This is a genomic window from Roseibium sp. MMSF_3412, from assembly GCF_030733265.1.
Lineage (GTDB): Bacteria > Pseudomonadota > Alphaproteobacteria > Rhizobiales > Stappiaceae > Roseibium.
The window spans coordinates 92,106-115,363 of the sequence record NZ_JASHJI010000002.1 but is presented as its reverse complement, the minus strand read 5'-3'; the positions used below and the strand labels follow the sequence as shown (position 1 = coordinate 115,363).

The 23,258-nt window shown below is 59.7% G+C and carries 19 protein-coding genes; 15 read left to right on the top strand and 4 right to left on the bottom strand.

Annotated elements, in window-relative coordinates:
• Nucleotides 1–30 precede the first annotated feature (30 nt).
• From RBB49_RS04370 to flhA, 9 genes are all read left to right on the top strand, one after another.
• A complete protein-coding gene (locus tag RBB49_RS04370; RefSeq protein WP_306141468.1) occupies nt 31–2,100 on the top strand; it encodes a flagellar hook-length control protein FliK in 2,070 nt (689 codons plus the stop codon).
• Nucleotides 2,101–2,134: 34 nt separating this feature from the next.
• The gene (locus RBB49_RS04365; RefSeq protein ID WP_306141467.1) at nt 2,135–2,794 is read left to right on the top strand and encodes a flagellar hook assembly protein FlgD; all 660 of its coding nucleotides are present in this window, start codon (nt 2,135–2,137) and stop codon (nt 2,792–2,794) included.
• A 378-nt stretch (nt 2,795–3,172) separates the two neighbouring features.
• On the top strand, nt 3,173–3,448 hold the full coding sequence (locus tag RBB49_RS04360; RefSeq protein WP_029065927.1) for a DUF1153 domain-containing protein: 276 nt from the start codon (nt 3,173–3,175) through the stop codon (nt 3,446–3,448).
• A 496-nt stretch (nt 3,449–3,944) separates the two neighbouring features.
• Nucleotides 3,945–5,558, top strand: coding sequence for a flagellar basal-body MS-ring/collar protein FliF (gene fliF, locus RBB49_RS04355; protein WP_306141466.1), 1,614 nt, complete (start codon nt 3,945–3,947; stop codon nt 5,556–5,558).
• Nucleotides 5,558–6,607 (top strand): flagellar motor switch protein FliG, encoded by a 1,050-nt coding sequence (gene fliG, locus RBB49_RS04350; RefSeq protein WP_306141465.1) that lies wholly within the window; start codon nt 5,558–5,560, stop codon nt 6,605–6,607. Before fliF ends, fliG begins: the two co-directional genes overlap by 1 nt.
• Nucleotides 6,608–6,651: 44 nt before the next feature.
• Nucleotides 6,652–7,344 (top strand): FliH/SctL family protein, encoded by a 693-nt coding sequence (locus RBB49_RS04345; RefSeq protein WP_306141464.1) that lies wholly within the window; start codon nt 6,652–6,654, stop codon nt 7,342–7,344.
• Nucleotides 7,341–7,676 (top strand): flagellar motor switch protein FliN, encoded by a 336-nt coding sequence (fliN, locus tag RBB49_RS04340; RefSeq protein WP_306141463.1) that lies wholly within the window; start codon nt 7,341–7,343, stop codon nt 7,674–7,676. Before RBB49_RS04345 ends, fliN begins: the two co-directional genes overlap by 4 nt.
• Nucleotides 7,677–7,686: 10 nt before the next feature.
• Nucleotides 7,687–9,039 (top strand): sigma-54 dependent transcriptional regulator, encoded by a 1,353-nt coding sequence (locus tag RBB49_RS04335; protein WP_306141462.1) that lies wholly within the window; start codon nt 7,687–7,689, stop codon nt 9,037–9,039.
• A 70-nt stretch (nt 9,040–9,109) separates the two neighbouring features.
• On the top strand, nt 9,110–11,290 hold the full coding sequence (gene flhA / locus RBB49_RS04330; RefSeq protein WP_306141461.1) for a flagellar biosynthesis protein FlhA: 2,181 nt from the start codon (nt 9,110–9,112) through the stop codon (nt 11,288–11,290).
• 9 nt (nt 11,291–11,299) lie between these two features.
• Here flhA and RBB49_RS04325 read toward each other — a convergent pair whose 3' ends face one another.
• Nucleotides 11,300–11,575, bottom strand: a complete 276-nt coding sequence (locus RBB49_RS04325) for a flagellar biosynthesis protein (RefSeq protein WP_306141460.1) — start codon at nt 11,573–11,575, stop codon at nt 11,300–11,302.
• A gap of 152 nt (nt 11,576–11,727) precedes the next feature.
• On the opposite strand from RBB49_RS04325, the gene RBB49_RS04320 reads away from it, so the two are divergent.
• Nucleotides 11,728–12,342: a GNAT family N-acetyltransferase gene (locus RBB49_RS04320; RefSeq protein WP_306141459.1), complete on the top strand. Its 615-nt coding sequence runs from the start codon at nt 11,728–11,730 to the stop codon at nt 12,340–12,342.
• Between the two features lie 922 nt (nt 12,343–13,264).
• Here RBB49_RS04320 and mtnA read toward each other — a convergent pair.
• Nucleotides 13,265–14,371, bottom strand: coding sequence for an S-methyl-5-thioribose-1-phosphate isomerase (gene mtnA / locus RBB49_RS04315; RefSeq protein ID WP_306141458.1), 1,107 nt, complete (start codon nt 14,369–14,371; stop codon nt 13,265–13,267).
• A 403-nt stretch (nt 14,372–14,774) separates the two neighbouring features.
• Here mtnA and RBB49_RS04310 point away from each other — a divergent pair, with 403 nt between their 5' ends.
• Nucleotides 14,775–15,356, top strand: coding sequence for a hypothetical protein (locus tag RBB49_RS04310; protein ID WP_306141457.1), 582 nt, complete (start codon nt 14,775–14,777; stop codon nt 15,354–15,356).
• 855 nt (nt 15,357–16,211) lie between these two features.
• Here the strand turns inward: RBB49_RS04310 and RBB49_RS04305 are convergent.
• Nucleotides 16,212–17,141 (bottom strand): metallophosphoesterase, encoded by a 930-nt coding sequence (locus tag RBB49_RS04305; protein WP_306141456.1) that lies wholly within the window; start codon nt 17,139–17,141, stop codon nt 16,212–16,214.
• Nucleotides 17,142–17,671: 530 nt separating this feature from the next.
• Here RBB49_RS04305 and RBB49_RS04300 point away from each other — a divergent pair.
• Nucleotides 17,672–18,157 carry an NUDIX domain-containing protein gene (locus tag RBB49_RS04300; RefSeq protein WP_306141455.1) on the top strand — a complete coding sequence of 162 codons (486 nt, stop codon included), beginning with the start codon at nt 17,672–17,674 and terminating at the stop codon, nt 18,155–18,157.
• A gap of 24 nt (nt 18,158–18,181) precedes the next feature.
• On the opposite strand, the gene RBB49_RS04295 is transcribed toward RBB49_RS04300, so the two are convergent.
• A complete protein-coding gene (locus RBB49_RS04295; protein WP_306141454.1) occupies nt 18,182–19,156 on the bottom strand; it encodes a glutathione S-transferase family protein in 975 nt (324 codons plus the stop codon).
• A gap of 371 nt (nt 19,157–19,527) precedes the next feature.
• Between RBB49_RS04295 and RBB49_RS04290 the strand changes: the two genes are divergently transcribed.
• The 3 genes from RBB49_RS04290 to RBB49_RS04280 all read left to right on the top strand — a co-directional run bounded on the left by RBB49_RS04290 (nt 19,528) and on the right by RBB49_RS04280 (nt 23,209).
• The gene (locus RBB49_RS04290) at nt 19,528–20,022 is read left to right on the top strand and encodes a GNAT family N-acetyltransferase (RefSeq protein ID WP_306141453.1); all 495 of its coding nucleotides are present in this window, start codon (nt 19,528–19,530) and stop codon (nt 20,020–20,022) included.
• Nucleotides 20,023–20,126: 104 nt separating this feature from the next.
• On the top strand, nt 20,127–20,510 hold the full coding sequence (locus tag RBB49_RS04285) for a hypothetical protein (RefSeq protein WP_306141452.1): 384 nt from the start codon (nt 20,127–20,129) through the stop codon (nt 20,508–20,510).
• Nucleotides 20,511–20,818: 308 nt separating this feature from the next.
• Nucleotides 20,819–23,209, top strand: a complete 2,391-nt coding sequence (locus RBB49_RS04280; RefSeq protein ID WP_306141451.1) for a bifunctional diguanylate cyclase/phosphodiesterase — start codon at nt 20,819–20,821, stop codon at nt 23,207–23,209.
• Nucleotides 23,210–23,258 lie beyond the last annotated feature (49 nt).

Genomic DNA, 23,258 nt, shown 5'->3' with positions numbered 1-23,258 from the left:
TCGGGGGCGAATTTGCTGCCATTTGGATTGATGACCGATGTATCTGCCGGAGCCCTGGCCGCCGGTACTGGTGCGCTTCCGGGCCTGGGAAAACCGCCCGGCACACCGGTCGGGAAATCTGAGTTCGAAACGGAACTGAGCGCATTTGCGGAGGTTGTTCCCGGCGCAATGCCGGCAACGCCGAACGGCGCTGAGTTGGCCGGCGGCGAATTTCCGCTTGCTTTCGCGGCCTTGTTCAATCCGGGCGAGGCCACGTCGGGCCCTGCACCTGACGGGGAGCCGCCGGCGGCGGCAGGCCCTGCCGGCTTTGTTCCGGGTCTTTCTTCCGAACCTCTTCCGGGGGCTGAAGGGGAAGCGGGTGCGCCTGCGGCCGCAGGTGCTGCGGCTCCCCCACCGGAACCATTCGTTCCTCCTGCAAGCAACGCGGCGGGTGCACCGGAAAGCGCGCCGCCGGATTTGCCGGGCACCTTGGCACCACCGCCAGCGGAAACCGCATCTTCTCCCCGGCAGCCGGTCCTTCCGTCCGATGTCCTTTCCAGGCAGCCGGAGACGCGACCGGCCGACGTTTCATCGCCATCGCCATCACCAACGCACGTGCAACCGGTTCAACTTGGTACGGGTGAGCAGGCTGCCGGTTTGTCAAATGCTCCGGCATCATCTTCTCCGGCCGCCGCTTTTGTGCCCGGGGCGCAGCAGAATGCAGGCCCGGCGCCCGTAACACAGGCTGCCAGCATCATTGTGCCGGATGCGCCTGCACCGGAAAACGAACAGGTCACCGCCACGCCACGGCTCGCTGAACCTGCGCCGAGGCCCGCACAAGAGGATCCGCCCGCCACCCTACAGAGGCCCGCACAGAGCGTTTTCCCGGACCCTGCCGCGCAGCCGGCAGCTGAGCTGCTTGCCAATGGACGCCGCTGGCAGACCGAGTTGCCGAGCGAGTTGCGCGCACCTGCACCGGCTTTGCAGAGGACGGCGCAAACCGTCCCGACGTTGCAAGCGCCGGCAGCGCCGCCGCCGGCCGGCGAGACAGCGCCACCGCCTGCTGCTTCGAACGCACCAGTTGGCAGCAGTGTGCAGGCCCCGGCAGTTCCGGCGCAACTGCCCGTTCAGCCAACCAATCCATCGGCGACAGGAACGGCCGGAATACTGCCCGTCAGCCCTCAAAGGGCGGAGACGGCCGATTCGCTCACCACGGCCAGACCCGGAGCTTCTGACGGCGCGTCCGTCGCTCCCCTGGTGCAGGCGGCACGGCCTCTATCTCAAACCGGCGGCACTGCGCCCTTGACGGCGCAAACCGCATCAGATCCTTCACCGGAAACGGAACCGGACGGTTTCGAGCCTGTCTCCCTGAAGACGGAGGCAACGGCGAGTGACAGCAAGGCGCCCGGACAAGGGCCTGCTTCCGGAACACAGACAGCCAGCCAGGGCCAGGCCGGGGCGCAGTCCGGGCCTCAGCCTGCTGCCAATGGTGTTGACGCGCGTCCTCAGGCCGCACCGCTGGCCGCTGCCGTTCTGGCGGCCCAGCTCGCTCCTGACGATCCGGATGCGGTAACGAAACCGGTTGAAATCACAACGGCCGGCGATTTCATTGCGACGGTGCGCGGTGGCGAGACGCAGGGGGCCGTCAGAACCGAGAGCCTGCAGACGCCCAACCAGGCCCAGTCCGGCCAGGTGGCGACGCAAGTGGCCGCAGAGATCGCAAGAAACCTCAAGAACGGGCAAACGCGGTTCCAGATGCGGTTCGATCCGCCGGAACTCGGCCGCGTTGATGTCAACATGCGTGTTGGCGCTGACGGCGGCGTGCATGCGCATCTTATCGTGGAGCGTCCGGAGACGCTGGACATGTTCCTGCGCGATCAGCGCGGGCTGGAGCGGGCCCTGGAAGCTGCCGGCCTGAACGCAGATTCGGAGAACCTCCAGTTTTCCCTGAAACAGGATGGCGGACGGGGCTTTGCGTCCGGTGACGGCCAGGGCGAGCAGGCGGCGCACTTGAGCGAAGGCGCGGGCGGTTCGGAGAGCGAAGATCTGGATCCGGAGACCGAAGAGATCATCCGGCTGACACTTGCCGAGAGCCGCGGCGGCCTCGACGTAAAGATTTGACGAACGGGATGGCGGGTCATCCAAGGAGCATAGCGTGACAACCGTTTCTTCCAGTACGACTGGCACCTCGCAGAGCACAAGTACGGCCAGCCAATCGGGCCTGATGGCCAACTACGAACTGTTCCTGAGCATACTGACGACCCAGATCCAGAACCAGGATCCGCTCGATCCGATGGATTCCGCAGAGTACACAAGCCAGCTCGTGCAATATTCGAACGTCGAGCAGTCGATCCAGCAGAACAAGAACCTGGAAGAGATCATCGCCATGCTCGGCAGCAACATGAGCATGAGCTATGTCGGCTATATCGGAAACGAGGTGACGGCCGATGCGTCCACCACGACGCTGTCCGGCGGCCAGGCAACCTGGAACTACGATGTGAGCGAAGACGCGACAGGAACCTATGAAGTCCGCAACTCCAGCGGGGTGGTGGTTTACACCGGCGATGCGGATCTCAAGTCCGGGTCCGGGACGGTTACCTGGAATGGCCAGCTGTCCGCCGGCGGTGAAGCGCCCGATGGCCTCTATACCATCTCGTTCGATGTGCGCGATGCGGCCAGCAACAGGGAAACCGTCAGAACGGAGACCAAGGGCATTGTTGACAGTGTCGACCTCTCCGGTTCGGAGGTTGTCCTGAATATCGGCAGTCAGAGTATTCCCATTTCTTCGGTGACGTCCGTCTCGGCTCCCTCCTGAGGCGGCTTTCAAGCCGGTTCTGCGTCCGGCTGACACGTCTTTTCCGGGAAAACAATCAGAAACTTCCGGCTTAAGTTGCAGTTTGGCCCGGAGTTTGAGGGGACTTGCAGAAATTTTCCCGGATTATCAACTCACCGCACTGAACTCCGTTTTTCCGTTTCCGTCGATATGCCTTGCAATTTGCACGCCCGGAAAATCATGGTTAACAGAACCATGCAATACAGTTAATAACTTTAGCTTTATTCTTTGCGACTTCCTAAATATCATTCACTAAATTTAGATTTTATAGTTAATAAAAACACAATTTTGCTTTAGGCGTTTGTTAAGCGTCGTCTTGTAGTCTCATCTCACCTTGGTCATGGTTAGTGTGAGAGTACAATGACCGAACAAATTCGTTCGCGTGTAAAATATGTCATCGGCCCCGATGGTAGCCCGCTCACTATTGCGGATCTGCCACCAACATCGACGAAGCGTTGGGTTATTCGTCGCAAGGCCGAAGTTGTCGCCGCCGTTCGCGGAGGCCTTCTGTCCCTCGAAGAGGCGTGCCAGAGATATACCCTGACGGTGGAGGAATTCCTCTCCTGGCAGAGTTCTATCGAAAAGCACGGGCTTGCCGGATTGCGCGCGACGCGCATTCAGCAATACAGAGGCTGAGCGCTTCCGGTCAGTGTATTACGGTCAATGATTTGGCTCGCTTGAAAGGTCGGTTTTTCCGGCCTTTTTTATTTGCCTTGCCGGTGTATCGGGCAAGCGGCGCAACGCTGCCGATGGGCTGCTTGCGATCACCCGAAGGGCCGGTCTCCTTTGCCCGCTGACATCGTTGGATCGCACGTGTGGTGGGAAACACCAAGGCGCGCAATCCGCCTCCTCAGCAAACAAAGGAGAGACGGTCAAATCGCGCACACTTTTCGCCCGATGCTTCGATCTCGGGTTTATCCAAAAGTTAATGAGATAGGCATTTTTTCCCCACCTCGCTCGCGTTTTGCAAATTCCGAAATCCCGGAAAACCGTTGTTTTGCCGAATCAGGTCAGAAACCGTTAACCAGTTGTTAACCGTCTGGGCGGCAAATTTTGCCCATTGAGGGTGTGGCATGTCTGGCCGGCTCCAAAAAAAACGGCTTGGACATGTTTCAGATGCGGGCGGGCACTCGTGAACGGCATAATTGAATTCATAAAGACTTTGGGTCCGGCGCGGATTGCCGCCATGGGGGCTGTCGCGGCCATCCTTGTGGGCGTGTTTGCGTTTATCATTCTTCGCGTGACTGCGCCGCAGATGACAACGCTCTACAATGAGCTGACGCTTGAAGATTCCGCCGCAATTGTCAGTCAGCTTGAAAGTCAGGGCGTCCAGTTTCAGCTCACCCGCCAGGGTGCGACCATCCTCGTTGCAAAAGACCAGGTCGCCAGGCTGCGGATGCAGCTTGCCGCAGAAGGCCTGCCGACCGGCGGTTCCATCGGCTATGAGATCTTTGACCGGAGCGATACGCTCGGTGCAACGAGCTTCGTGCAGAACATCAATCATCTGAGGGCGATGGAGGGCGAGCTTTCGCGGACCATCGGATCGCTTGACCGGATCAAGGCAGCACGCGTTCATCTGGTGATCCCCGAGCGCCAGCTGTTTCAGCGGGATCGCCGCCCGCCCTCGGCATCGATTGTCCTGAATGTGCGCGGTGCACTTGGCCCCGGTGAAATTCGCGCCGTTCAGCACCTCGTTGCAACGGCTGTTGACGGTCTCGACCCGGACAGGGTGTCAATCGTTGACGAAAGCGGCCGGCTGCTTGCATCCGGGGCCGGTGCCAGCGATGAGGACATGGTGTCCACGTCGCTTCAGGAGCGGACCGTTGCCATCGAGGGCCGCTTGCGCAACCAGGTCGAGGAAATTCTGAATTCCATTGTCGGTCCCGGACGGGCGCGCGTGCGCGTCAATGCGCAGGTCGATTTCAACCGGCTCACCGAAACGACGGAAACCTTCGACCCGGAGGGGCAGGTCGTGCGCTCGACGCAGACCAAGGAAGAGGCAACCTCCTCCGTCGGCCGCAACGGGCAGGTAACCGCCGGGAACCAGCTTCCGAACGCGCAGGTGCCGCAGGACGACGATGGTCGAGACACGGCCTCTCTCACCGAGGAAGTCGTCAACTACGAGATTTCACGCTCAACGCGGACCGAGGTGGTGGAGGCCGGACAGGTCAGGCGGCTTTCCGTGGCCGTTCTGGTCGATGGCACCTACGAGCCGGACGGGAACGGCAACTCCGTTTATACGCCGCGCCCGCAGGAGACGCTCGACCGTATCGCGGTGCTGGTGCGCTCCGCGGTCGGTTTCGACGAAAATCGGGGCGATCTTGTCGAGGTCGTCAATCTTCAGTTCGCGCTGCCGCCCCAGGACGATCTTCTGGCGGAAGGCGACGGGTTGTTCGAGTTCACGCGGGACGACATCATCCGGTTCGCCGAACTCGGGGTTCTGTTCCTGATCACGATCCTGCTTCTTCTGTTCGTGGTGCGGCCGTTGCTCCGCCGGATCGTCACGCCGGAAGAAAAACAGCCGCAGGAACTCATGATCGGACCTGACGGCACGCTCGTTGTCGAGACGGATGTTCCGCAGGACGAGGACATGGAAGACGAGTTTGTGATCGAATGGCTCGAGCAGGCCAAGCAGGAAGGTGCGATGCAGGCGAGCTCGATCGCGAAAGTGGGCGACATGATCAAGGACCATCCGACCGAAGCCGTTACCATCGTGCGCGGCTGGCTGGATGAGCAGGCGGCCTGATGGTGAGCGATCAACTTCAACAACACCTAACGATCAGCGCGGACGAAGAAGACCGTGAACTGAAAGGTGCCGAGCGGGCGGCGGTTCTGTTGCTTGCGCTGGGGGAATCGCATGGTTCGCCAATCTGGGAAAAGCTCGACGAAATCGAGGTCCGTCAGGTCTCGGCTGCGATGGCAAATCTTGGACCGGTGACACCGAACATGCTGGAGAACCTGTTCAAGGATTTTGTTCGCCGTGTCAGCTCAAGAGGCGCGTTGACCGGCAATGTGGATGCGACCGAACGCCTGCTCGCCAACTTTCTTCCCGGAGACAAGGTGTCGGTGATCATGGAGGAAATCCGGGGGCCGGCCGGACGGAACATGTGGGAGAAACTCTCCAATGTTCAGGAGAATGTTCTCGCGAACTATCTGAAGAACGAATACCCGCAGACAGTCGCCGTTGTTCTTTCGAAAATCAATTCCGACCATGCCGCGCGCGTTTTGGGCATCCTTCCGGAGGAACTCGCGCTTGAAGTGGTCAGCCGCATGCTGCGGATGGATGCAGTGCAGAAGGAAGTCCTTGAAAAGGTTGAGCAGACGCTCAGGGTGGAATTCATGTCCAACCTGACGAACACGTCGCGCCGGGACAGCCACGAGATGATGGCGGACATCTTCAACAATTTCGACCGGCAGACCGAAGCCCGGTTCCTGGCAGCGCTCGAAGAGGACAACCGCGAGGCGGCCGACCGGATCAAGACGCTGATGTTCACCTTCGACGATCTCCTCAAACTGGATGCGGCGAGCTGTCAGACACTGCTGCGCCACGTGGAGAAGGACCAGTTGGCCATTGCCCTCAAGGGGTCTACCGACACGGCGCGCGAGTTCTTCTTCGGCAACATGTCTTCGCGGGCCGCGAAGCTGCTCGAAGACGATATGGAAGCCCTTGGTCCCGTGCGGCTGCGTGACGTGGATGAAGCGCAGACCGGCATGGTGAACAAGGCCAAGGACCTGGCCGCGAAAGGCGAAATCATGATTTCCAAGTCGAAGGGCGATGAGGAAATCATCTACTGATGGCACATGGGCAACCGGCAGGCACTGAAAACAGAATGGGCAGCATGACCAACCCGTCTAAATTTCTGTTCAACATGGACTTTTCCGAGCCGGAAGAGCCGGAGATCGTTGCGCCGCCCGAACCGGAAATCCCGTCCATACCGCTGGCCGATCACGAGAGGTTGCTTGCCGATGCGAAGGCCAAGGCCTTCGAGGAAGGGCGCGTTCAGGCACTTACGGACCTCCAGACCAAGCAGGAGACCTTGCTGACGGAAGAGGTCAAGCGTCTGGTGGATGTCGTCGGTCAGGCGATCGGAGAGATCGACGAGGGGCTTGCGGTGCAGGAAAAGGATGCGGTCAGTCTCGCATTTCTTGTGGCCAGACGCCTTTGTGCACACCTGATTGCGCGCCAGCCGCTGGCCGAAACAGTGGCACTGGTGTCAGAATGCCTGGGCCCGCTCAGGAAAGCGCCCCACCTGGTCATCCGGATCGCGGAAAAGGATGTTGAGGGACTCAAGGCCCAGGTCGATCCGATCGTGCACGAGAAGGGCTTCGACGGGCGTCTCGTGATCCTTGGCGAGCCGGAAATCGGGCGCGGAGACTGTCACATTGAGTGGGCCGACGGCGGCATCAAGCGCGACCGGAAAGCGCTCGAAAACGAGATCGATACAAGCATTCGAAGCTATTTGCGCGCACGCGGCGCAGGCACGAAAGGCATTTCATCCGCACCGAAGGCGGAAAAGGAAACTGACGCATGAGCGACGAGCAAGATACCAATATCCCGCTTGACGAACTGGAAGCTCCGCAACGCAGTCTGGAGGACGAGGATCTCCCATCGCCGGAGTCCGCCGCGGATCTGGAAGCTGTCTTTGACGTTCCCGTCCGGATATCGGCGGTTCTCGGGCATTCGCGCATGCATGTGTCGGAGCTGTTGAAACTCGCCTCCGGAACCGTTCTGGAACTCGACCGGAAGGTGGGTGAGGCGATCGATATCTACGTCAATGACCGCCTGGTCGCGCGCGGTGAAGTTGTTCTGGTGGAGGACAAGCTGGGCGTCACCATGACGGAAATCATCAAGACCGACCGATAGGATTACTCAGATGCGTCTGCTCATAGTCGGAACACTTGGCGGTCAACTTACAACGGCGTCGAAAATCGCCATGCAGGGCGGCGCGCAGGTCACCCATGCCGATAACGTGGAAGGCGCGCTGAAGGTGCTCAGGTCCGGCCGCGGTGCCGATCTGCTGATGGTCGAAGTCCATCTCGACATTGCCGGGCTGATCGGCAAGCTCCAGGACGAACGGGTGCATGTGCCCGTGGTCGCCTGCGGCGTGGAAACGGATGCGCAGGCCGCCGTATCGGCCATCCGCGCCGGAGCCAAGGAATACATCCCGCTGCCGCCCGATCCGGAAATGATCGCCGCCGTGCTTCATGCCGTTGCACAGGAGCGGGGCGATCTCATTTACCGCGACGAGGCGATGGCCAATGTCGTCAAGCTGGCCGAGCAGGTTGCGCCGTCGGAGGCATCCGTCCTGATCACAGGCGAGTCCGGCACCGGCAAGGAAGTGATTGCGCGGCACGTGCACAAGTGCTCCAACCGCGCTTCGAAGCCGTTCATTTCCATCAACTGTGCCGCCATTCCCGAGCATCTGCTTGAATCGGAACTGTTCGGCCATGAAAAGGGGGCCTTTACCGGCGCGGTTGCGCGGCGTATCGGCAAATTCGAAGAAGCTGACGGCGGTACGCTTCTCCTTGATGAAATCTCGGAAATGGATGTGCGGCTTCAGGCCAAGCTTCTGCGCGCGCTTCAGGAGCGCGTGATCGACCGGGTCGGGGGAACCCGACCGGTGCCGGTCAATATCAGGATCCTGGCAACGTCCAACAGGGATCTTGCCGAAAGCGTCCGGCAGGGGCAGTTCCGCGAGGATCTCCTGTTCCGCCTGAACGTGGTCAATCTCAAGCTGCCGGCCCTGCGCGAGCGTCCGGCGGACATCATGGAACTCGCCCAGTTCTTCATCAAGCATTACGCCGAGGCCAACGGCGTGGCGCAGCGCCCGCTTTCGGTTGAAGCGCGCCAGGCGCTGATGTCCAATCCCTGGCAAGGCAACGTGCGCGAGCTTGAAAACACCATGCACAGGGCCATCCTGCTTGCGTCCGGCCCGGAGATCGGCGTTGAGGCAATCCGCATGCCGGACGGCTCGCCCCTGTCCGTTTCAAGAAGTCCTGCGCAGCGCGCGGCCGAGACGGCTGAAGCCGTCACAAGATCCTTTGTCGGCCGCACGGTTGCCGATGTGGAACGGGATCTCATTCTCGATACGCTCGACCATTGCCTGGGCAACCGGACGCATGCAGCGAAAATTCTGGGAATCTCCATTCGCACGCTGCGCAACAAGCTGAATCAGTATACCGATGAAGGCATTAGCGTGCCCGCTCCGGGCGAGGCGCGGCCCTGAAGTCAGGAATCAAAGCATTTTACGGCGTGGTTTTTTCTAGTCGATCGCCTGTCAGGAACCGGAAGTAGGAATGTCGGACACGGCAGCAGGCGGACAGAGCGGGGCAGCAGAGCCCGCACCCGAAAAACCGGCGGCGGCGGCAACGCAATCCGCCGGTGGTCTCTCGGGTGTTCCGGGTGTTCAGGAGCTGATCGACACGCTGCGCAAGGGCGATGTTGGCCTTGCCACCGGCATTCTGGTCATCCTGACGCTGCTCATCCTGCCGATGCCGCCGATGATGCTGGACACGTTCCTGGCCGTGTCGATCATCTTTTCGGTCATGATCCTGATGACCGGGCTGTTTATCCAAAAGCCGCTCGAATTCTCGTCTTTCCCGACCGTACTTCTGATTGCCACGATGCTCCGGCTCGGGCTGAACATAGCTTCGACGCGGCTGATCCTTTCCAACGGTCACGAAGGAACGGCCGCTGCCGGCAACGTCATCCAGTCTTTCGGCAATCTGGTGATGGGCGGCAATTTCGTCATCGGGATTATCGTTTTCGCCATTCTGGTGATCGTCAACTTCGTCGTCATCACCAAGGGTTCGGGCCGTATCGCGGAAGTCGCCGCTCGCTTTACCCTGGACGCCATGCCCGGAAAGCAGATGGCAATCGACGCCGACCTTTCCGCCGGACTGATCGACGAAGGCGAAGCCAAGGCCCGCCGCAAGGCGCTGGAGGACGAGAGTTCCTTCTTTGGTGCCATGGATGGTGCCTCGAAATTCGTTCGCGGTGATGCCATTGCGGGTCTTCTGATCACGTTCATCAACATTCTCGGCGGGATCTTCATTGGTGTCGCCCAGATGGGGCTCACCTTTTCCGAAGCTGCCAACAACTACACGCTCCTGACCATCGGTGACGGTCTGGTGTCGCAGATCCCGGCCCTGATCGTGTCGACCGCTGCCGGTCTTCTTGTCTCCAAGGCCGGTGTGCACGGTGCAGCCGACAAGGCACTGTCCAGCCAGTTCACCGGCTATCCGAAAGCGCTTGGCATGTCGGCTGCCGTCATGGTCATCTTGGCACTTTTGCCCGGCATGCCGATGGTGCCGTTTCTCGCGCTCGCCGGGATCGCCGGCTACCTGGCCTACAGGGTCGGTGCGAACAAGAAAAAGGAGGAGGTCAAGGTTGCCCAGGAAAAGGCAATCGAGGCCGCGCCTAAACCACCCCCCGAGCCGCCGATCACCGATGCGCTCAAGATGGACGAACTCCGGATCGAACTCGGCTACGCGCTGCTGCCGCTGATCAACGGCAAGGCCCAGGGCGACGGCGATATCCTGACCGAGCAGATCAAGGCGTTGCGCCGCCAGGTCGCGGGCGACATGGGCGTGATCATGCCGCCGGTGCGCATCCTCGACAATATTCAGCTCGGCGCCAACGACTATGTCATCAAGGTCAAGGAAGTCGAAGCGGGCAGAGGTATTCTCTATCCGAACCACTATATGGTCATGGATCCGGCGGGCGGACAGGTGAAGCTGCCGGGGACACACACGACAGAACCGACATTCGGTCTCCCGGCAACCTGGGTCGAGGCGCAATATCGCGAAGACGCGTCCCTGCGCGGCTACACGGTTGTCGACCCTGCAACTGTGCTGTCGACCCATCTGACCGAGACGATCAAGACCAATATCAGCGAACTCCTGACCTACGGCGACGTCCAGAAACTGCTCAAGGAACTGAAAGGCGAGCAGGCCAAGCTGGTGGAGGATCTGGTTCCCTCGCAGATCACCGTTTCCGGTCTCCAGCGCGTCTTGCAGGCACTGCTGGACGAGCGGATTTCCATTCGCGATCTCGGCACCATTCTGGAAGGTGTCTCCGAGGCGACCGGCATGACGCGCAACACCGACACGATCGCCGAGCACGTGCGCTCACGGCTCGGCCGTCAGATCTGTGCGTCCAACCTGTCCCCGGGCGGCTATCTGCCATTGATCGCGCTGTCACCACAATGGGAACAGGCCTTCCTGGAATCGATTGTCGGCGAAGGCGACGACCGCCAACTCGCCATGCAGCCGAGCAAGTTGCAGGAATTCGTCGGCAAGGTGCGGGATGCGTTCGAGGAGGCCGCCCAACAGGGCGAGGTTCCGGTGCTCCTGACATCACCCCAGACACGGCCGTTCGTTCGATCCATCGTCGAACGCTTCCGCGCGCACACAACGATCATGAGCCAGGCCGAGGTTCATCCGCGCATCAAGCTGAAGACGGTCGGATCGATTTGAGTTAGATAGCTAAACGAGCACGTTCACCCGCGCGGCGACGGCAGTCGCGTTGGCATATGGGCCGGCCTGGTTCCGGTTCTGAAACACGAAGGCCGTGTTGGCCTGAGAGGCCTGGGTGCCGATGATGTTGAAGTTGCTGGCGAGGGCGCGCAGTTCCTGCATTTTCTGCGCGGAGGCCTGACGCCGCTTGGACCAAGCCTGATTGTAATCAGACCAGGTGGATTTCCCCTGTGACCGGAACCGGCTGTGATAATCTCTCTGGACGTAATTCCCGACCTTGGGCATGCGCGCATCTTTCCTGGATACGGTTTCAATCTCTCAGGACGTGGTTAATGAAGCGTTAAACGCGTGCAAACCGCAATTGCCGCACTTGGTCAATTGCCGGCCAACTGATAAGCCGGGCTGGTGCTTTCTTTCTCTTGATCCTGGATTGTCTCATGCCTGACCAAACGCTCAATCTGACCGGATATACGGACGTGCCCGACGGCAAGATCGCCTTTGTCGTCACCTTTCTGGAAATGCTGGCGGCACCGGCCGAACCGCTTGCACCGGCGCGCGACGATGTCGAACTGGTCAGGTGGCAAGAGCCGAATCTCACCGCCTACCGGCAACTCTTCCGGCAAGTGGGCGAGGACTGGATCTGGTTCGGCAGGCTGACCCATGGCGACGAAGACCTTCGGCAGATGCTGGCCGACCCGGCGCGCGAAAACTACCTGCCCATGAAGGGGGGGACCCCGATCGGGACGCTGGAACTGGAATTCGGCAATCCCGAAGAACCCGAGATTTCCTATTTCGGTCTCGTCCCCGAGGCGATTGGTGGTGGCCTCGGACGCTGGCTGATGGCTCAGGCTGTCGATATCGCCTGGTCGCGGCCGGAAACCAAACGCCTTTGGCTGCACACCTGCACGGGCGACAGTCCGCAGGCGATGAAGTTCTACACGTCCTGCGGTTTCAAGCCCTACAAGCGCTCCATCGAGATCGACGACGATCCCCGGCTTCTCGGGCTCTATCCGCATGAAACCGCCCCGCATGTGCCGGTGATCAAGGGGTAAGTGGCAACGCAAAAAGGTCCGGCATTCCAGACAAGCGCAGCGGAGCTGCGCGCAGATCCGGAATCCAGACCTCATTCACGCTGAAAGCCGGGTCTGAGCCAGTGCATCTGTTTTCCGGGTTCGCTGCGCTCACGCTGATATCTGGTTTCCGGATCTGCGTTCGGCTGTGCCTCACTTGTCCGGAATGACAAAGAGGGCAGACGCGGCGTTCCCCACGATCGTCACCCCGGGCGAACAACGTGAGACCCGGGGCCGGGGAGCTCGAGCCTTTGGACAGACAGATTTACGGCCCGGGGCTTCTCGGGCTCTATGCGCATGAAACGGCCCCGCATGTGCCGGTGATCAAGGGGTAGGCGGGTTTAGAGGCAGAGGTGCAGTTTCACCACACGAGTGGATTGAAACCCTGATTTGCCGCCGCAGTTTTACCTCTCCCGCGTGGAGAGATCGGCCTGAAAGGCCGGGTGAGGGACACGTATTATGTCCTCTGAGGGATCCGGCCCCTCACCCTGGCCCTCTGCCAATGGGAGAGGGTAAAACGCGGCAAGCTGGGACTGCGCAATCATGGTTGTTTCGAGATTCGTTTTGCCCATGTCAGAGTAAGTTCCGCAGTCATCCCCGACTTGATCGGGGATCCACTCGTTTCCAGAGCCGAAGATGCGCGGCGACAAGTCTCTGCAATCGCTGCACCAATTGACCAAGCCCGTGGCCGCCGAGATGTGGACTGGATCCCCGATCAAGTCGGGGATGACCCTGGAGAGAGATTACGCGCCGAAGGTGCGGCCAAAGCCATTGCAGTCGTGTTTCGGGTTCGCTGCACTCACGCTGATCTCTGGTTTCCGGATCGGCGTTCGGCTTCGCCTTACTTGTCCGGGATGACCAACGGGATGTCCCGCGCGTGAGAAACCGCGGTGAAGGCGTGGCTTCAGGCGCTCATTTTCACGCGTTCGGGAAAGGCTTCGGCGATCGCCTGGCGGTTGGGCTTCAGGACACCGCGCTCGGTTATCAGGCCCGTGACCAGCCGGGCCGGGGTGACGTCGAAGGCCGGATTGCCGACGTCGGACCCCTCGGCGACGATGTTGATTGTCTGGATGTCGCCGCGATCGGTCCGTCCGGTCATCTTGCTGACTTCCGTGCCAGCCCGTTCCTCGATCGGGATTTCCCTGACGCCGTCCGACAGGGCGAAGTCGATCGTCGGAGAGGGCAGGGCGACATAGAAGGGGACCTCGTTGTCCCGGGCGGCGAGCGCTTTCAGATAGGTGCCGATCTTGTTGCAGACATCGCCGCTTGCCGTGGTCCGGTCCGTTCCGGTGATCACCATGTCCACCTGGCCATGCTGCATCAGGTGCCCGCCGGCATTGTCGACGATCACGGTATGCGGGACGCCGTGGTGGCCGAGTTCCCAGGCGGTCAGGAAGGCGCCCTGGTTCCGGGGTCTGGTCTCGTCCACCCAGACATGGACGGGGATGCCGCCGTCGTGGGACATGTAGATCGGCGCCGTCGCCGTTCCCCAGTCGACGGTGGCGAGCCAGCCGGCGTTGCAATGGGTGAGGATATTGACCGGTTCTCCCTTGCGCTTTGTCTCGGAAATCGCGGCGATCAGCTCCATGCCGTGCATGCCGATGGCCATGTTGATGCCGATGTCCTCGTCGCAGATCTCGTTGGCCAGCGTGAAGGCGGCCACGGCGCGCAAGGCTGGGGCAACCTGAATAAGGCTCTTGCGGGCGCGGTCCAGCGCCCAGTGAAGGTTGACCGCCGTCGGCCGTGTTTGAAGAAGCGCGGAGCAGGCGCTGTGCAGCGCTTCGTCGGAGGAGTCCGCCCGCATCGCCAGCGCGACGCCATAGGCAGCTGTCGCTCCGATCAGCGGCGCGCCGCGTACCTGCATCACACGGATGGCGTGGGCCGCGTCTTCCATGGTGTGCAACTTGATGATTTCAAAAGCATAGGGAAACTTCGTCTGATCAATGATCTCGACGCTTTCTCCGTCCTGTGCAAGCCAGATCGTACGGTATTTCTTGCCATCAACATTCATGATGCAGTCTCCCCGGGGCAGGTGGACGACAATCCCACTAGTCACCTGAATCTGAAGTTCGACTTCTTTATAGCTGGCTTCGAACGAACTTCAGATTCAAGAAGGTGACTAGCCAGTCTATGTTTCGAGTGCGGTTACCGAATTTGCAGTTCGCTTCGGAGGTTGCAGAAGCAATGCTGCCAAATTCAAATTCACCGCACTAGCTTTGCATAACCCATGATTTGGAGAGAGGCCAGCGCCGCCTTGCTGGCGTTACGGTTAATTTTCCCCTAAGCTTTGTTAACCATTTTCGGATCATTGCCGGTGGACAGGCGGCAGGTGAGGGCGGAGCGCGGTTCTGCCCTTGTGCGAGTCGGTTAAGACTCAAGATCACAGACGAGAGAAGAACGGAGCCAGGCACCTCATGTCTGAAATGCAGGATAACGTAGTCCCACACACGCGCATTCGCTCCTTGCGTGACGCCATCCGCAAGGTGCAATTGGGCGAAGTTGAAAGATCGGACGTGGTTGTCGAGTTGCAGGATACGGAGCGGGCTCGGCTCGACATGCTGGCCGACGAACTGAAGGACGTCTTCAAGGAAATTCCGGAAGACGATGACCAGTTTTCCCTGCAGATCATTTCCGGCTCCACGCCGCGCCTGTGGATCGATGCCACCAGCCACGTGGCCGTCGGCGGCGACCGCAAGACCTATCGTTTCCTGAAGGACACGCGCCTGGGCCGCGTCGTCATCCTTGAAACGGCAAACATCGACGATATGGCCGATTGTCTGACCGAATACATCGCCGAGCGGGTGATCGAGCGCGAAAAGGCGCTCGAAGGCGACTGGCTGAACAACCGGCTGAAGGAGGTCGCGCAGGACTCCAAGGTGGTTCGTGTCCGGGAAAGCAGAACTTCCTGGCTGGCGGTTGCCGGTGCCTTCGGCATTGGCATCGCGGCAGGTGTCGTCGGCCTGATCGCCTTTGCCTGGTTTGCCAATCCGATTTGAGCGGTCGCGGAACAAGACTTCCGCAAGGTTCCTGCCAACGCGTGTCTTACCGACCAAGCGCCAGCCAATGGTTTGACCCGTTGCCGCGCTGTTTAACCCGCAGCAGAGCTTGCGAGATGCTCGCCTGCCCGGGGGCTTGTCTTTCCGGCTGAAGCGCAGCGGAAGGCCGGAACCCAGCAAACACAGCGCTGACCGCCTTTTTCGTTTCGAGCCACACTGGATACTGGGTCCCGGTCTTGCCGCTTGGGCGGCAAACCGGGATAACAAGTCAAAAGAATGGTTGCGTATCCTGATTTTGTGCTAACGGAATTGTGTCACTCGGCGTCATCTCATGGTTCGACCCACTGCTGTCCGGTTTAACCCGGCAATGATCGATTGCGGCGATCCCTAGTCGATGAACTTGTCATCCCTGCTGAAGCGGAGCGGAAGGCAGGGAACCAGTACCCTCTTGTTTCTCCATCTTCATCTAACCCCCAGCGACACGGCGTACTGGATCCCGGTCTTGCCGCATATGCGTCAAACCGGGACGACAAATCCGGGAAGCAAGTCAGTATCCCGACTTGGTGTCGATCGGAATTGTGAAGCTTTCTCAATAGCATAAGTTCGGTCGCAACTTCTAAACCGGACAGCAGTGGGCTCGACCATTGGATCCATGCAGTTTCACGGAGGCGGTTCGCAGTCGATGACCTCTCGCATCGGGAGAGGGACTTTGGCTTCGACCCGCGTGGCCCATCTATCGAGACGTACCTGGCGGTCCTCCCCGGGATGAAGCTTTTACCGTTCGTCCTGCTTCGTCCAACCCAGCGAGGACGCATCTGGAACAGACGCGAACTGACACCAGGAAGTCAGTCCGCATCAATCAGCCTGTGGAATGCCGACCTGCCTCTCCGCGAGCAGCTTTACCGGCGTGTCGGGAGCATCGAAACCGTGTTCTTCCATGCGGCAGGTCCAGCCGGCGTTGGTTTTTTCGATCCTGAAAAGATTGTAGCGCGCAGCCGGGTGGCGACCGCCCGGAGCGCTCGTTGCCGATGGTACGCCGACGACCGGGACAGGACCGGCCGGGCCCTCGATCTCTTCGAAACTGTCAATATGGGTGTGCCCGTGCAGAATGAGTTCCGCGCCTGAATGCTTGATGGCGGCGCGCACGCGAGAAGCGTCCGACAGCCGCTTGTGCCACTTGGTTGCGTGTTTGAACGGAGGGTGATGCAGCATCACGACGCGGAAATAGCCCGCCTTTCCGAGCTCTTCGAGCGTCTCCCGCAAGCGGCGTGCCTGTTCGGCGCCGACCCTGCCGGTTGCGAACCAGGGGGCGGTGGCTCGCCCGGTTGTGACACCCACCAGGGCGATGTCCTCGCGTGTGCGGACATAGGGAAAAGTCGCCTCCGCGCGTGCGCCTTCGGGCGGTTTGTCAGCAGCGTCGTCGGAACACATGTAAGGCCACCAGGCCGCGCGTGCCTTGTAGACGGCTCCTGGAACATAAGCATCGTGATTTCCGGGCACGACGGAAACGTCGCTCGGCTCCCCGATCTCTTCGAGCCAGTCGCGTGCACTTGTGATTTCAAGCGGGAGGCCGATGTTCACAAGGTCGCCGGTGACCGCGATGTGGTCGGGTGCCTTGGTCTTCATATCCTCGACGAGCTGGTCGAGATAGCTTGTTCCCATGATCTTGGAGCGGTTCCGCTGCCAGTTGAGGTATCCCAGAATACGCTTTGAAACCAGCTGGATAAGCTTGGGGTCGGGCAAGGGGCCGAGATGAGGATCGGAGATATGCGCAAGCGTGAACATGAGGGCGCATCTTCAAAGCAAAAAGCGCCGCGTCAAGAAAATAACGCGGCGCTCCGGTTGCTGAGCATCTATTTTTTCCGGTCGCGTTTCACCCGCGACAGGATATTACTTGGCCGCAGCGGGCCTTGCAGACTTGCCCGCTGACGTGTTTGCGGTGCGCGTTGTCTCGCGCAGCGTCGCGTTCACGACATTTACAAAACCGAGCATTTGCTGCCTCCGCAGGCTTGTCCGAAGCTTAGTTGCTCGGGAACGTGGTCAGGGCTGCAACAACGCGCGGGTTGGTCAGATCAAGGGCCGGCTTCCACTGGTAGTGGTTCTGGCGGCTGCGGCGTTTGCCGAAAATTGCGTTCAACATTGTCTGTTCCTTCGTAAGGTCACGGCAGTCTCACCTGCCTTCGAATTCATCACTGTGCACGGTATATAGGCATTCCGCGGGCGCAGGAGGAGAGCTATTCCCGCGTATCAGCCCTGCAGCGGTTGCATGGGTCAATTCGGTTTACCTTCGGCGGTCTGGCGTGCAATCTGCCGTCATGTTGAAGTTGTTGTCCTTCCTGCCGAGCGGCCTGACGAAGCGCATCGTCCAGAGCGCGGTTCTCCTCAGAAACCCCTATATCCTGGGCGTCCGTGTGATCGTGGAAGACGCAGGCAGTCAGGTGCTGCTGGTCCGCCACACGTATCTGGACGGGTGGTATCTGCCGGGCGGGGCTGTCGACCGGGGCGAAACGCTGGAGCAGGCCGCAAGCCGGGAAGTGCTGGAAGAGGCCGGGATCGCTGCCGAAAGCGCTCCGCGTCTCCTCGGCATGTATCTCAACCGGGAGGCAACAGGGCGCGATCATGTCGGCCTGTTTCACCTCAGCGCATGGAAAGAAACCCCGGCCTACCTGGCACCGAATGTGGAGATTGCAGAAGCGCGCTTCTTTCCGCTCGGCAGCTTGCCCGGAAACCTGACGCCGGCAACCGCCCGGCGGCTTTCCGAATTCAAGGACGGGTCATTTCCCTCTGGTGCCTACTGGTAAGCCGCCCTTGAGACATTGACCCGTTCAGGCCGCGGCCGGGAGCCGATCCCTGTCGTGGGGTTTCAGAAAGTCGAGAGCCGGTCCGACCGGGACGATCCGGGTCGGATTGACGCTCTCGTGGGAGCCGTAATAGTGCTCCTTGATCGTTGCCATGTCGACGGTCTCTGCAACGCCTGGAACCTGATAGAGTTCAAGCAGATAGTTGGACAGGTTCGGATAGTCGATGATCCGCCTGATGTTGCATTTGAAGTGACCGACATAAACCGCATCAAAGCGCACAAGCGTGGTGAAGAGGCGCCAGTCCGCCTCCGTCAGCCTGTCTCCCGTCAGGTAGCGGTTTTCACCAAGCACGCCTTCAAGGAAATCAAGCGTTTCAAACAGCGCGGTTACGGCTTCTTCATAGGCTTCCTGGCTGGTGGCGAAGCCGGACTTGTATACGCCGTTGTTGAGCGTGTGGTAGATGCGGTCGTTGATCGTGTCGATCTCCCCGCGCAGGTCCTGGGGATAGAAATCGAGGTTGGAGCCGGTCAGGCCGTCGAACTCGGAATTGAACATCCGGATGATTTCAGACGACTCGTTGCTGACAATGGTTTGCTGCTCTTTGTCCCAGAGGATCGGCACCGTCGCCCGGCCAGTATATTCCGGATCCGCCTTGGCATAGATGTTCCAGGCGTATTTCGCACCGGTCAGCGGTTCCGTTTCAGAGAATTCCCAGCCGTTTTCCAGCATCAGCGGCTGGACGGCGGACAGCGAGATTGCCTCCTCGAGACCCTTGAGCTTGCGGAAGATCATCGTGCGGTGCGCCCAGGGACAGGCATAGGAAACGAACAGGTGGTAGCGCCCGGCTTCTGCCTTGAAGCCACCCTTGCCGCTGGCACCGGGGGATCCGTCAGCTGTAATCCAGTTGCGGAACGCGGCGTCCTTGCGGACAAAGCGGCCGCCGCTCGACTTCGTGTCGTACCATTGGTCCGTCCAGACCCCGTTTACCAGCAAACCCATGATGCGCTCCTTCGTGTTTCCTTGTGAACTAGGTTGTGCGCCTTTGCCGGAAATCAATCAATTGAATGCTGTGTTCGAAATCCATGAACAATCAAATCCGGTTCGATTTCCAAAAAACGCTGGACCGGGAAGATGTTGCGTGATAACCGCTTTTCCTCACGAATAACCGCCGGTGCATATTAGCGCCGACGATCTCTATCAAGAGACTGGGATCCATGACCGCAGGTCTGACACTCCGACGACGAACCGACCGACGAGACATGTCTCGTCCGTTCCGTCGCGGCTGACCTCATCCCGGACCATCAAGGCCTTTCATTTCGGGTTCACGGCAGGCGCGCTTTTCTTAAGATCGCTTGTTCAGGACCAATCTCATGAAACAGACCACCTGGGTTATCCGGCCGGAAGAGGCCGCCGACACCACTGCAATCGAAGACCTTCAGGCAAATGCGTTCGGACCCGGCCGGTTCGCGCGGACAGCGTTCCGTATCCGGGAAAATGTGGGTCCCCGGGCGGACCTTTCCTTTGTCGGACTTGTCGGATCGCAGATCGCCGGCTCGATCCGGTTGTCGCCGATCCTCATTGGCGATACCGGAGCCCTGCTGCTCGGCCCGCTGACCGTGTCGCCCGACTTCAAGAACAGGGGCCTTGGCAAGGCATTGATGCGCACCGCGATGGATGCCGCGGAACTGGCCGGTGACAAGGTCGTTCTCCTTGTCGGGGACGCGCCCTATTACAGTCCCTTCGGTTTTCAGCAGGTGCCGCTCGGGCGGATAACCTTGCCGGGTCCGGTCGATCCGGCACGGCTCCTGGTCGCGCTCTTGAACGGGGCACAGATGCCTGAAGGCGCGGCGCAGGGCGGCCACTGACTTTTGTTGGTCAAACGCCAAAGTAAAGAGCTTCCCCAGATGCAGCAGAGCAGAAATGAGTTACCTGTTGCTGCCGGAAGTCAAAAACGTTCCTCGAGGCAAGCATGTTTACTCCACGCCAGGACTCAGAAACCGTCATTCACGAAATCGTCGGTGATGTCTGCGAAGGTTTCCTGATTGAACAGGAGCAAGACGCAAATGAGGTTGGTGTTTTCTACATATTTACCAACAACCATCGACTCAGGGGTTTTGTTGATGCCTGGCTACTGTTCTTGAGTGAATACGAAGGCAAAAGCCTGCCAGAAGAAGCGCTTGCGGAGCGTCGTTTTGTGCCACTGGAAGAGAGGTATCCCATCAGGGGCGTCAAAGTTACTAAGGCAGAGTTTCGCGACGCGACGCTGACGATTAGGTTTGGTGAATGTGTTGAAGTCGTCATTCAGTGCACCGATGACGACCGGTCGTTGATCGAAATTCAGCCACTGAATTAGTGCGAAAACCCAGAAATTGACTCGAGTGCCGCTAACGATGCTTTCATCGACGCGCCGAAACATCAGGCGATTCTCACTGACACGTTGTGTTGCACAATGATCTCATTTTCCACTTCGTTCGCCTGAGACCGATGGATCTGGGAAAACGGGCATAGCGCGCTGCGACTTGTTCATCTTTGTGCGCACGCAGAGGAAAGTCCGCTTTATCGCGCCATTGATTATATTTCCTAATGTTGTTTTTGTTTCGAGTTAAGAGTTTCGGCATATAGAATCCCTTGCGACAGCACTTGGCCAAGGCATTCCGGAACATGAAACTCAGATATTTTTTGCTGACGTTGTTTCTTTTCCTTTCGATGACGCCTCTGTTGCTGTTTCAGGCATGGCCACACTCGGAAGTACTGGAAGGTGAACTGGACGAGGTGCATGAGCGCCACCTGCTGCTGGCGCAAAATCTTGCGGCGGCCCTGGAACGCTATTACCGCGATCTCGTGACTACATTCGACCTTCTGCTTGATACGCCCGAAGTCTGGACCGAGACGAAGTCGATGGTGCGCGTGCTCGACAATCTGAGCTTCCGGCACGTCTGCATCGCGGACTGGGACACCGGCAAGGTGACTTTGACGCTCGCCTCGGCCTCCGCGCCTTGTCCGGACACGATCCCTGAAGAGGAACTCGACCGCCTCAAGACGCTTGCAATACCGGGTGAAGTCACCTTCGGCCCCGTCGTGCAAACCGCTGACGGGGAAAATGTGCTTCACATGGTCCGCCCGCTTGAAGACGGACTCGCCGTCGGTGCCGTACGCACGACCTATTTCCGCGAACTCGGCGAAGCGATTTCGTTCGGTGTCCGTGGCCATGCCGCGATTGTCGATCACACGGGCCGGGCGCTTTCGCATCCGCTTTCCGACTGGGTTGAAACGCGCAGGGACATGTCGAAGATCTCGGCGGTTCAGCGCATGCTTGCCCGGCAAACGGGCGTCGAGAGCTTTTATTCACCAGCGCTCAAGGGCGACATGATTGCCGGGTTCACCTTCGTTCACCCGGTTGGCTGGGGTGTGATGATACCGCAGCCAATCGCCGAATTGCAGCAAAAGGCCGATGTCGCGCGCCGGTCCGGCGTCATTGTTCTGGCGATCGGAGTGGCCTCCGCCCTGGCCCTTGCGCTCCTGGTTTCCCTGCGCGTCGTCCGGCCGATCGAACAGATATCGCGCGCATCGTCGAAGATCGCAGGTGGGGAATTCGGTCTGCCAGACCTGCAGGGTTCCAGCCGGCTTCTGCCGGTCGAGTTCAATGAACTCAGCCGGCGATTCCGGGAGATGGTGCTGCGCCTGCGCGAAAACCTGTCGACCATCAACGCGCTTGCCTACCAGGATCTTGTCACCGGTCTTGGCAACAGGACCTATCTTCATCAGCAACTGGACAACGCGCTCTCCGCCGGTCATGCCGGGGCGCTCATGCTGATCGACCTCGACGGGTTCAAGGCGGTGAACGACATGCACGGACACGACGTCGGGGACAAGGTTCTGGAGGTTGTCGGCAAGCGCCTGTGCGAAGTTCTCGGTGCCGCAAGGCTCGCCGATATCGAACCGGAAGAGACACGCCAGATTTCACCGGACGCGTTCCGCAGTTCGTTGGTGACGCGTCTTGGCGGAGATGAATTCGCGGTCTGGATTCCATCCGGGCACATTCATCGCGTCGAGGAGTTTGCCGCGCTGATTGTCGGGCGCATCAAGGAGCCGATTGTTCTGGATGACGCGCAAATACGCATCGGCGTGAGTGTCGGCTTTGCCTGCTATCCGGAACATGCGCGGAACCGCTCGGACCTGATGAAGGCGTCCGACCTTGCCATGTATGATGCCAAGAAGGCAGGCAAGGACCGTTTTGTAGCCTATTCCCCGGCCCTCAGAGCTGCGATCCAGACGGAGCGAAAATTGACGGCGGAAATTCTGAGCGGCCTGGAGAAGGGTGAGTTCCTGCCGTTCTTCCAGCCTCAATTCAAGCTGCCGGACAAGACGGTCGCCGGCGTTGAAGCGCTTGTCAGATGGAACCACCCGGAACGCGGACTGCTGTCGCCGCAGGATTTTCTGGAGACAGCCAGGGAGCTCAGTCTCCTTGCCGAGATTGATGCCATGATGCTGGAACAGTCGACAGGTCTTTTGAAAGGCCTGAGTGAACAGGGCCTCGATGTCCCCGCGCTTGCCGTGAACCTGTCGGAAGAAAGACTGACGTCACCTGGTTTTCCGGATGCACTTCAGATGGTCCGGGACCTGCCGTTCGAGTTGCGCTTTGAACTTGCGGAGACCATGGCGCTCGACAATCTTGATGCCGGGATCGCCGCAGTCCTGGACCAAATCAGGGCGGCGGGCTGCCTTCTGGATCTCGACGATTTCGGCGTTGCCAATGCATCTGTCCTCGGCCTGATGAATATCGAGCCTGCTCACATCAAGATCGATCGCAACCTGGTGTCCGGCATCGAACAGGGCAACACATTCGAGCGTCTGGTGCGCTCCATCGTCGACATGGGGCATTCCCTGAATATTCCCGTCGTCGCAGAAGGAGCCGACAGGCTGGAACAGGTCGAACGCCTGGCGCTGATCAGGTGTGATTATGCCCAAGGGTATGCCCTTGCCAAGCCGATGCATATCGACGACCTTGCCGTTTTCCTGAAAACGCATGCACAAGAAGAAAGAACCGCCTGAAGATCAGGCGGTTCCGAGGGTCAGAATGCGGCTTTTGCGCAGAAAATCT

What these genes read in the sequence shown, in the direction of transcription:
- RBB49_RS04335 (WP_306141462.1), top strand. Translation starts at nt 7,687, where the DNA reads ATGCGTCTGCTCATAGTCGGAACACTTGGCGGTCAACTTACAACGGCG.
- flhA (WP_306141461.1), top strand. Translation starts at nt 9,110, where the DNA reads ATGTCGGACACGGCAGCAGGCGGACAGAGCGGGGCAGCAGAGCCCGCA.
- fliG (WP_306141465.1), top strand. Translation starts at nt 5,558, where the DNA reads ATGGTGAGCGATCAACTTCAACAACACCTAACGATCAGCGCGGACGAA.
- RBB49_RS04300 (WP_306141455.1), top strand. Translation starts at nt 17,672, where the DNA reads ATGTTGAAGTTGTTGTCCTTCCTGCCGAGCGGCCTGACGAAGCGCATC.
- RBB49_RS04285 (WP_306141452.1), top strand. Translation starts at nt 20,127, where the DNA reads ATGTTTACTCCACGCCAGGACTCAGAAACCGTCATTCACGAAATCGTC.
- RBB49_RS04370 (WP_306141468.1), top strand. Translation starts at nt 31, where the DNA reads ATGACCGATGTATCTGCCGGAGCCCTGGCCGCCGGTACTGGTGCGCTT.
- RBB49_RS04325 (WP_306141460.1), bottom strand. Translation starts at nt 11,575, where the DNA reads ATGCCCAAGGTCGGGAATTACGTCCAGAGAGATTATCACAGCCGGTTC.
- RBB49_RS04295 (WP_306141454.1), bottom strand. Translation starts at nt 19,156, where the DNA reads ATGGGTTTGCTGGTAAACGGGGTCTGGACGGACCAATGGTACGACACG.
- RBB49_RS04345 (WP_306141464.1), top strand. Translation starts at nt 6,652, where the DNA reads ATGACCAACCCGTCTAAATTTCTGTTCAACATGGACTTTTCCGAGCCG.
- RBB49_RS04310 (WP_306141457.1), top strand. Translation starts at nt 14,775, where the DNA reads ATGTCTGAAATGCAGGATAACGTAGTCCCACACACGCGCATTCGCTCC.
- RBB49_RS04290 (WP_306141453.1), top strand. Translation starts at nt 19,528, where the DNA reads ATGAAACAGACCACCTGGGTTATCCGGCCGGAAGAGGCCGCCGACACC.
- RBB49_RS04360 (WP_029065927.1), top strand. Translation starts at nt 3,173, where the DNA reads ATGACCGAACAAATTCGTTCGCGTGTAAAATATGTCATCGGCCCCGAT.
- mtnA (WP_306141458.1), bottom strand. Translation starts at nt 14,371, where the DNA reads ATGAATGTTGATGGCAAGAAATACCGTACGATCTGGCTTGCACAGGAC.
- fliN (WP_306141463.1), top strand. Translation starts at nt 7,341, where the DNA reads ATGAGCGACGAGCAAGATACCAATATCCCGCTTGACGAACTGGAAGCT.
- RBB49_RS04320 (WP_306141459.1), top strand. Translation starts at nt 11,728, where the DNA reads ATGCCTGACCAAACGCTCAATCTGACCGGATATACGGACGTGCCCGAC.
- RBB49_RS04305 (WP_306141456.1), bottom strand. Translation starts at nt 17,141, where the DNA reads ATGTTCACGCTTGCGCATATCTCCGATCCTCATCTCGGCCCCTTGCCC.
- RBB49_RS04280 (WP_306141451.1), top strand. Translation starts at nt 20,819, where the DNA reads ATGAAACTCAGATATTTTTTGCTGACGTTGTTTCTTTTCCTTTCGATG.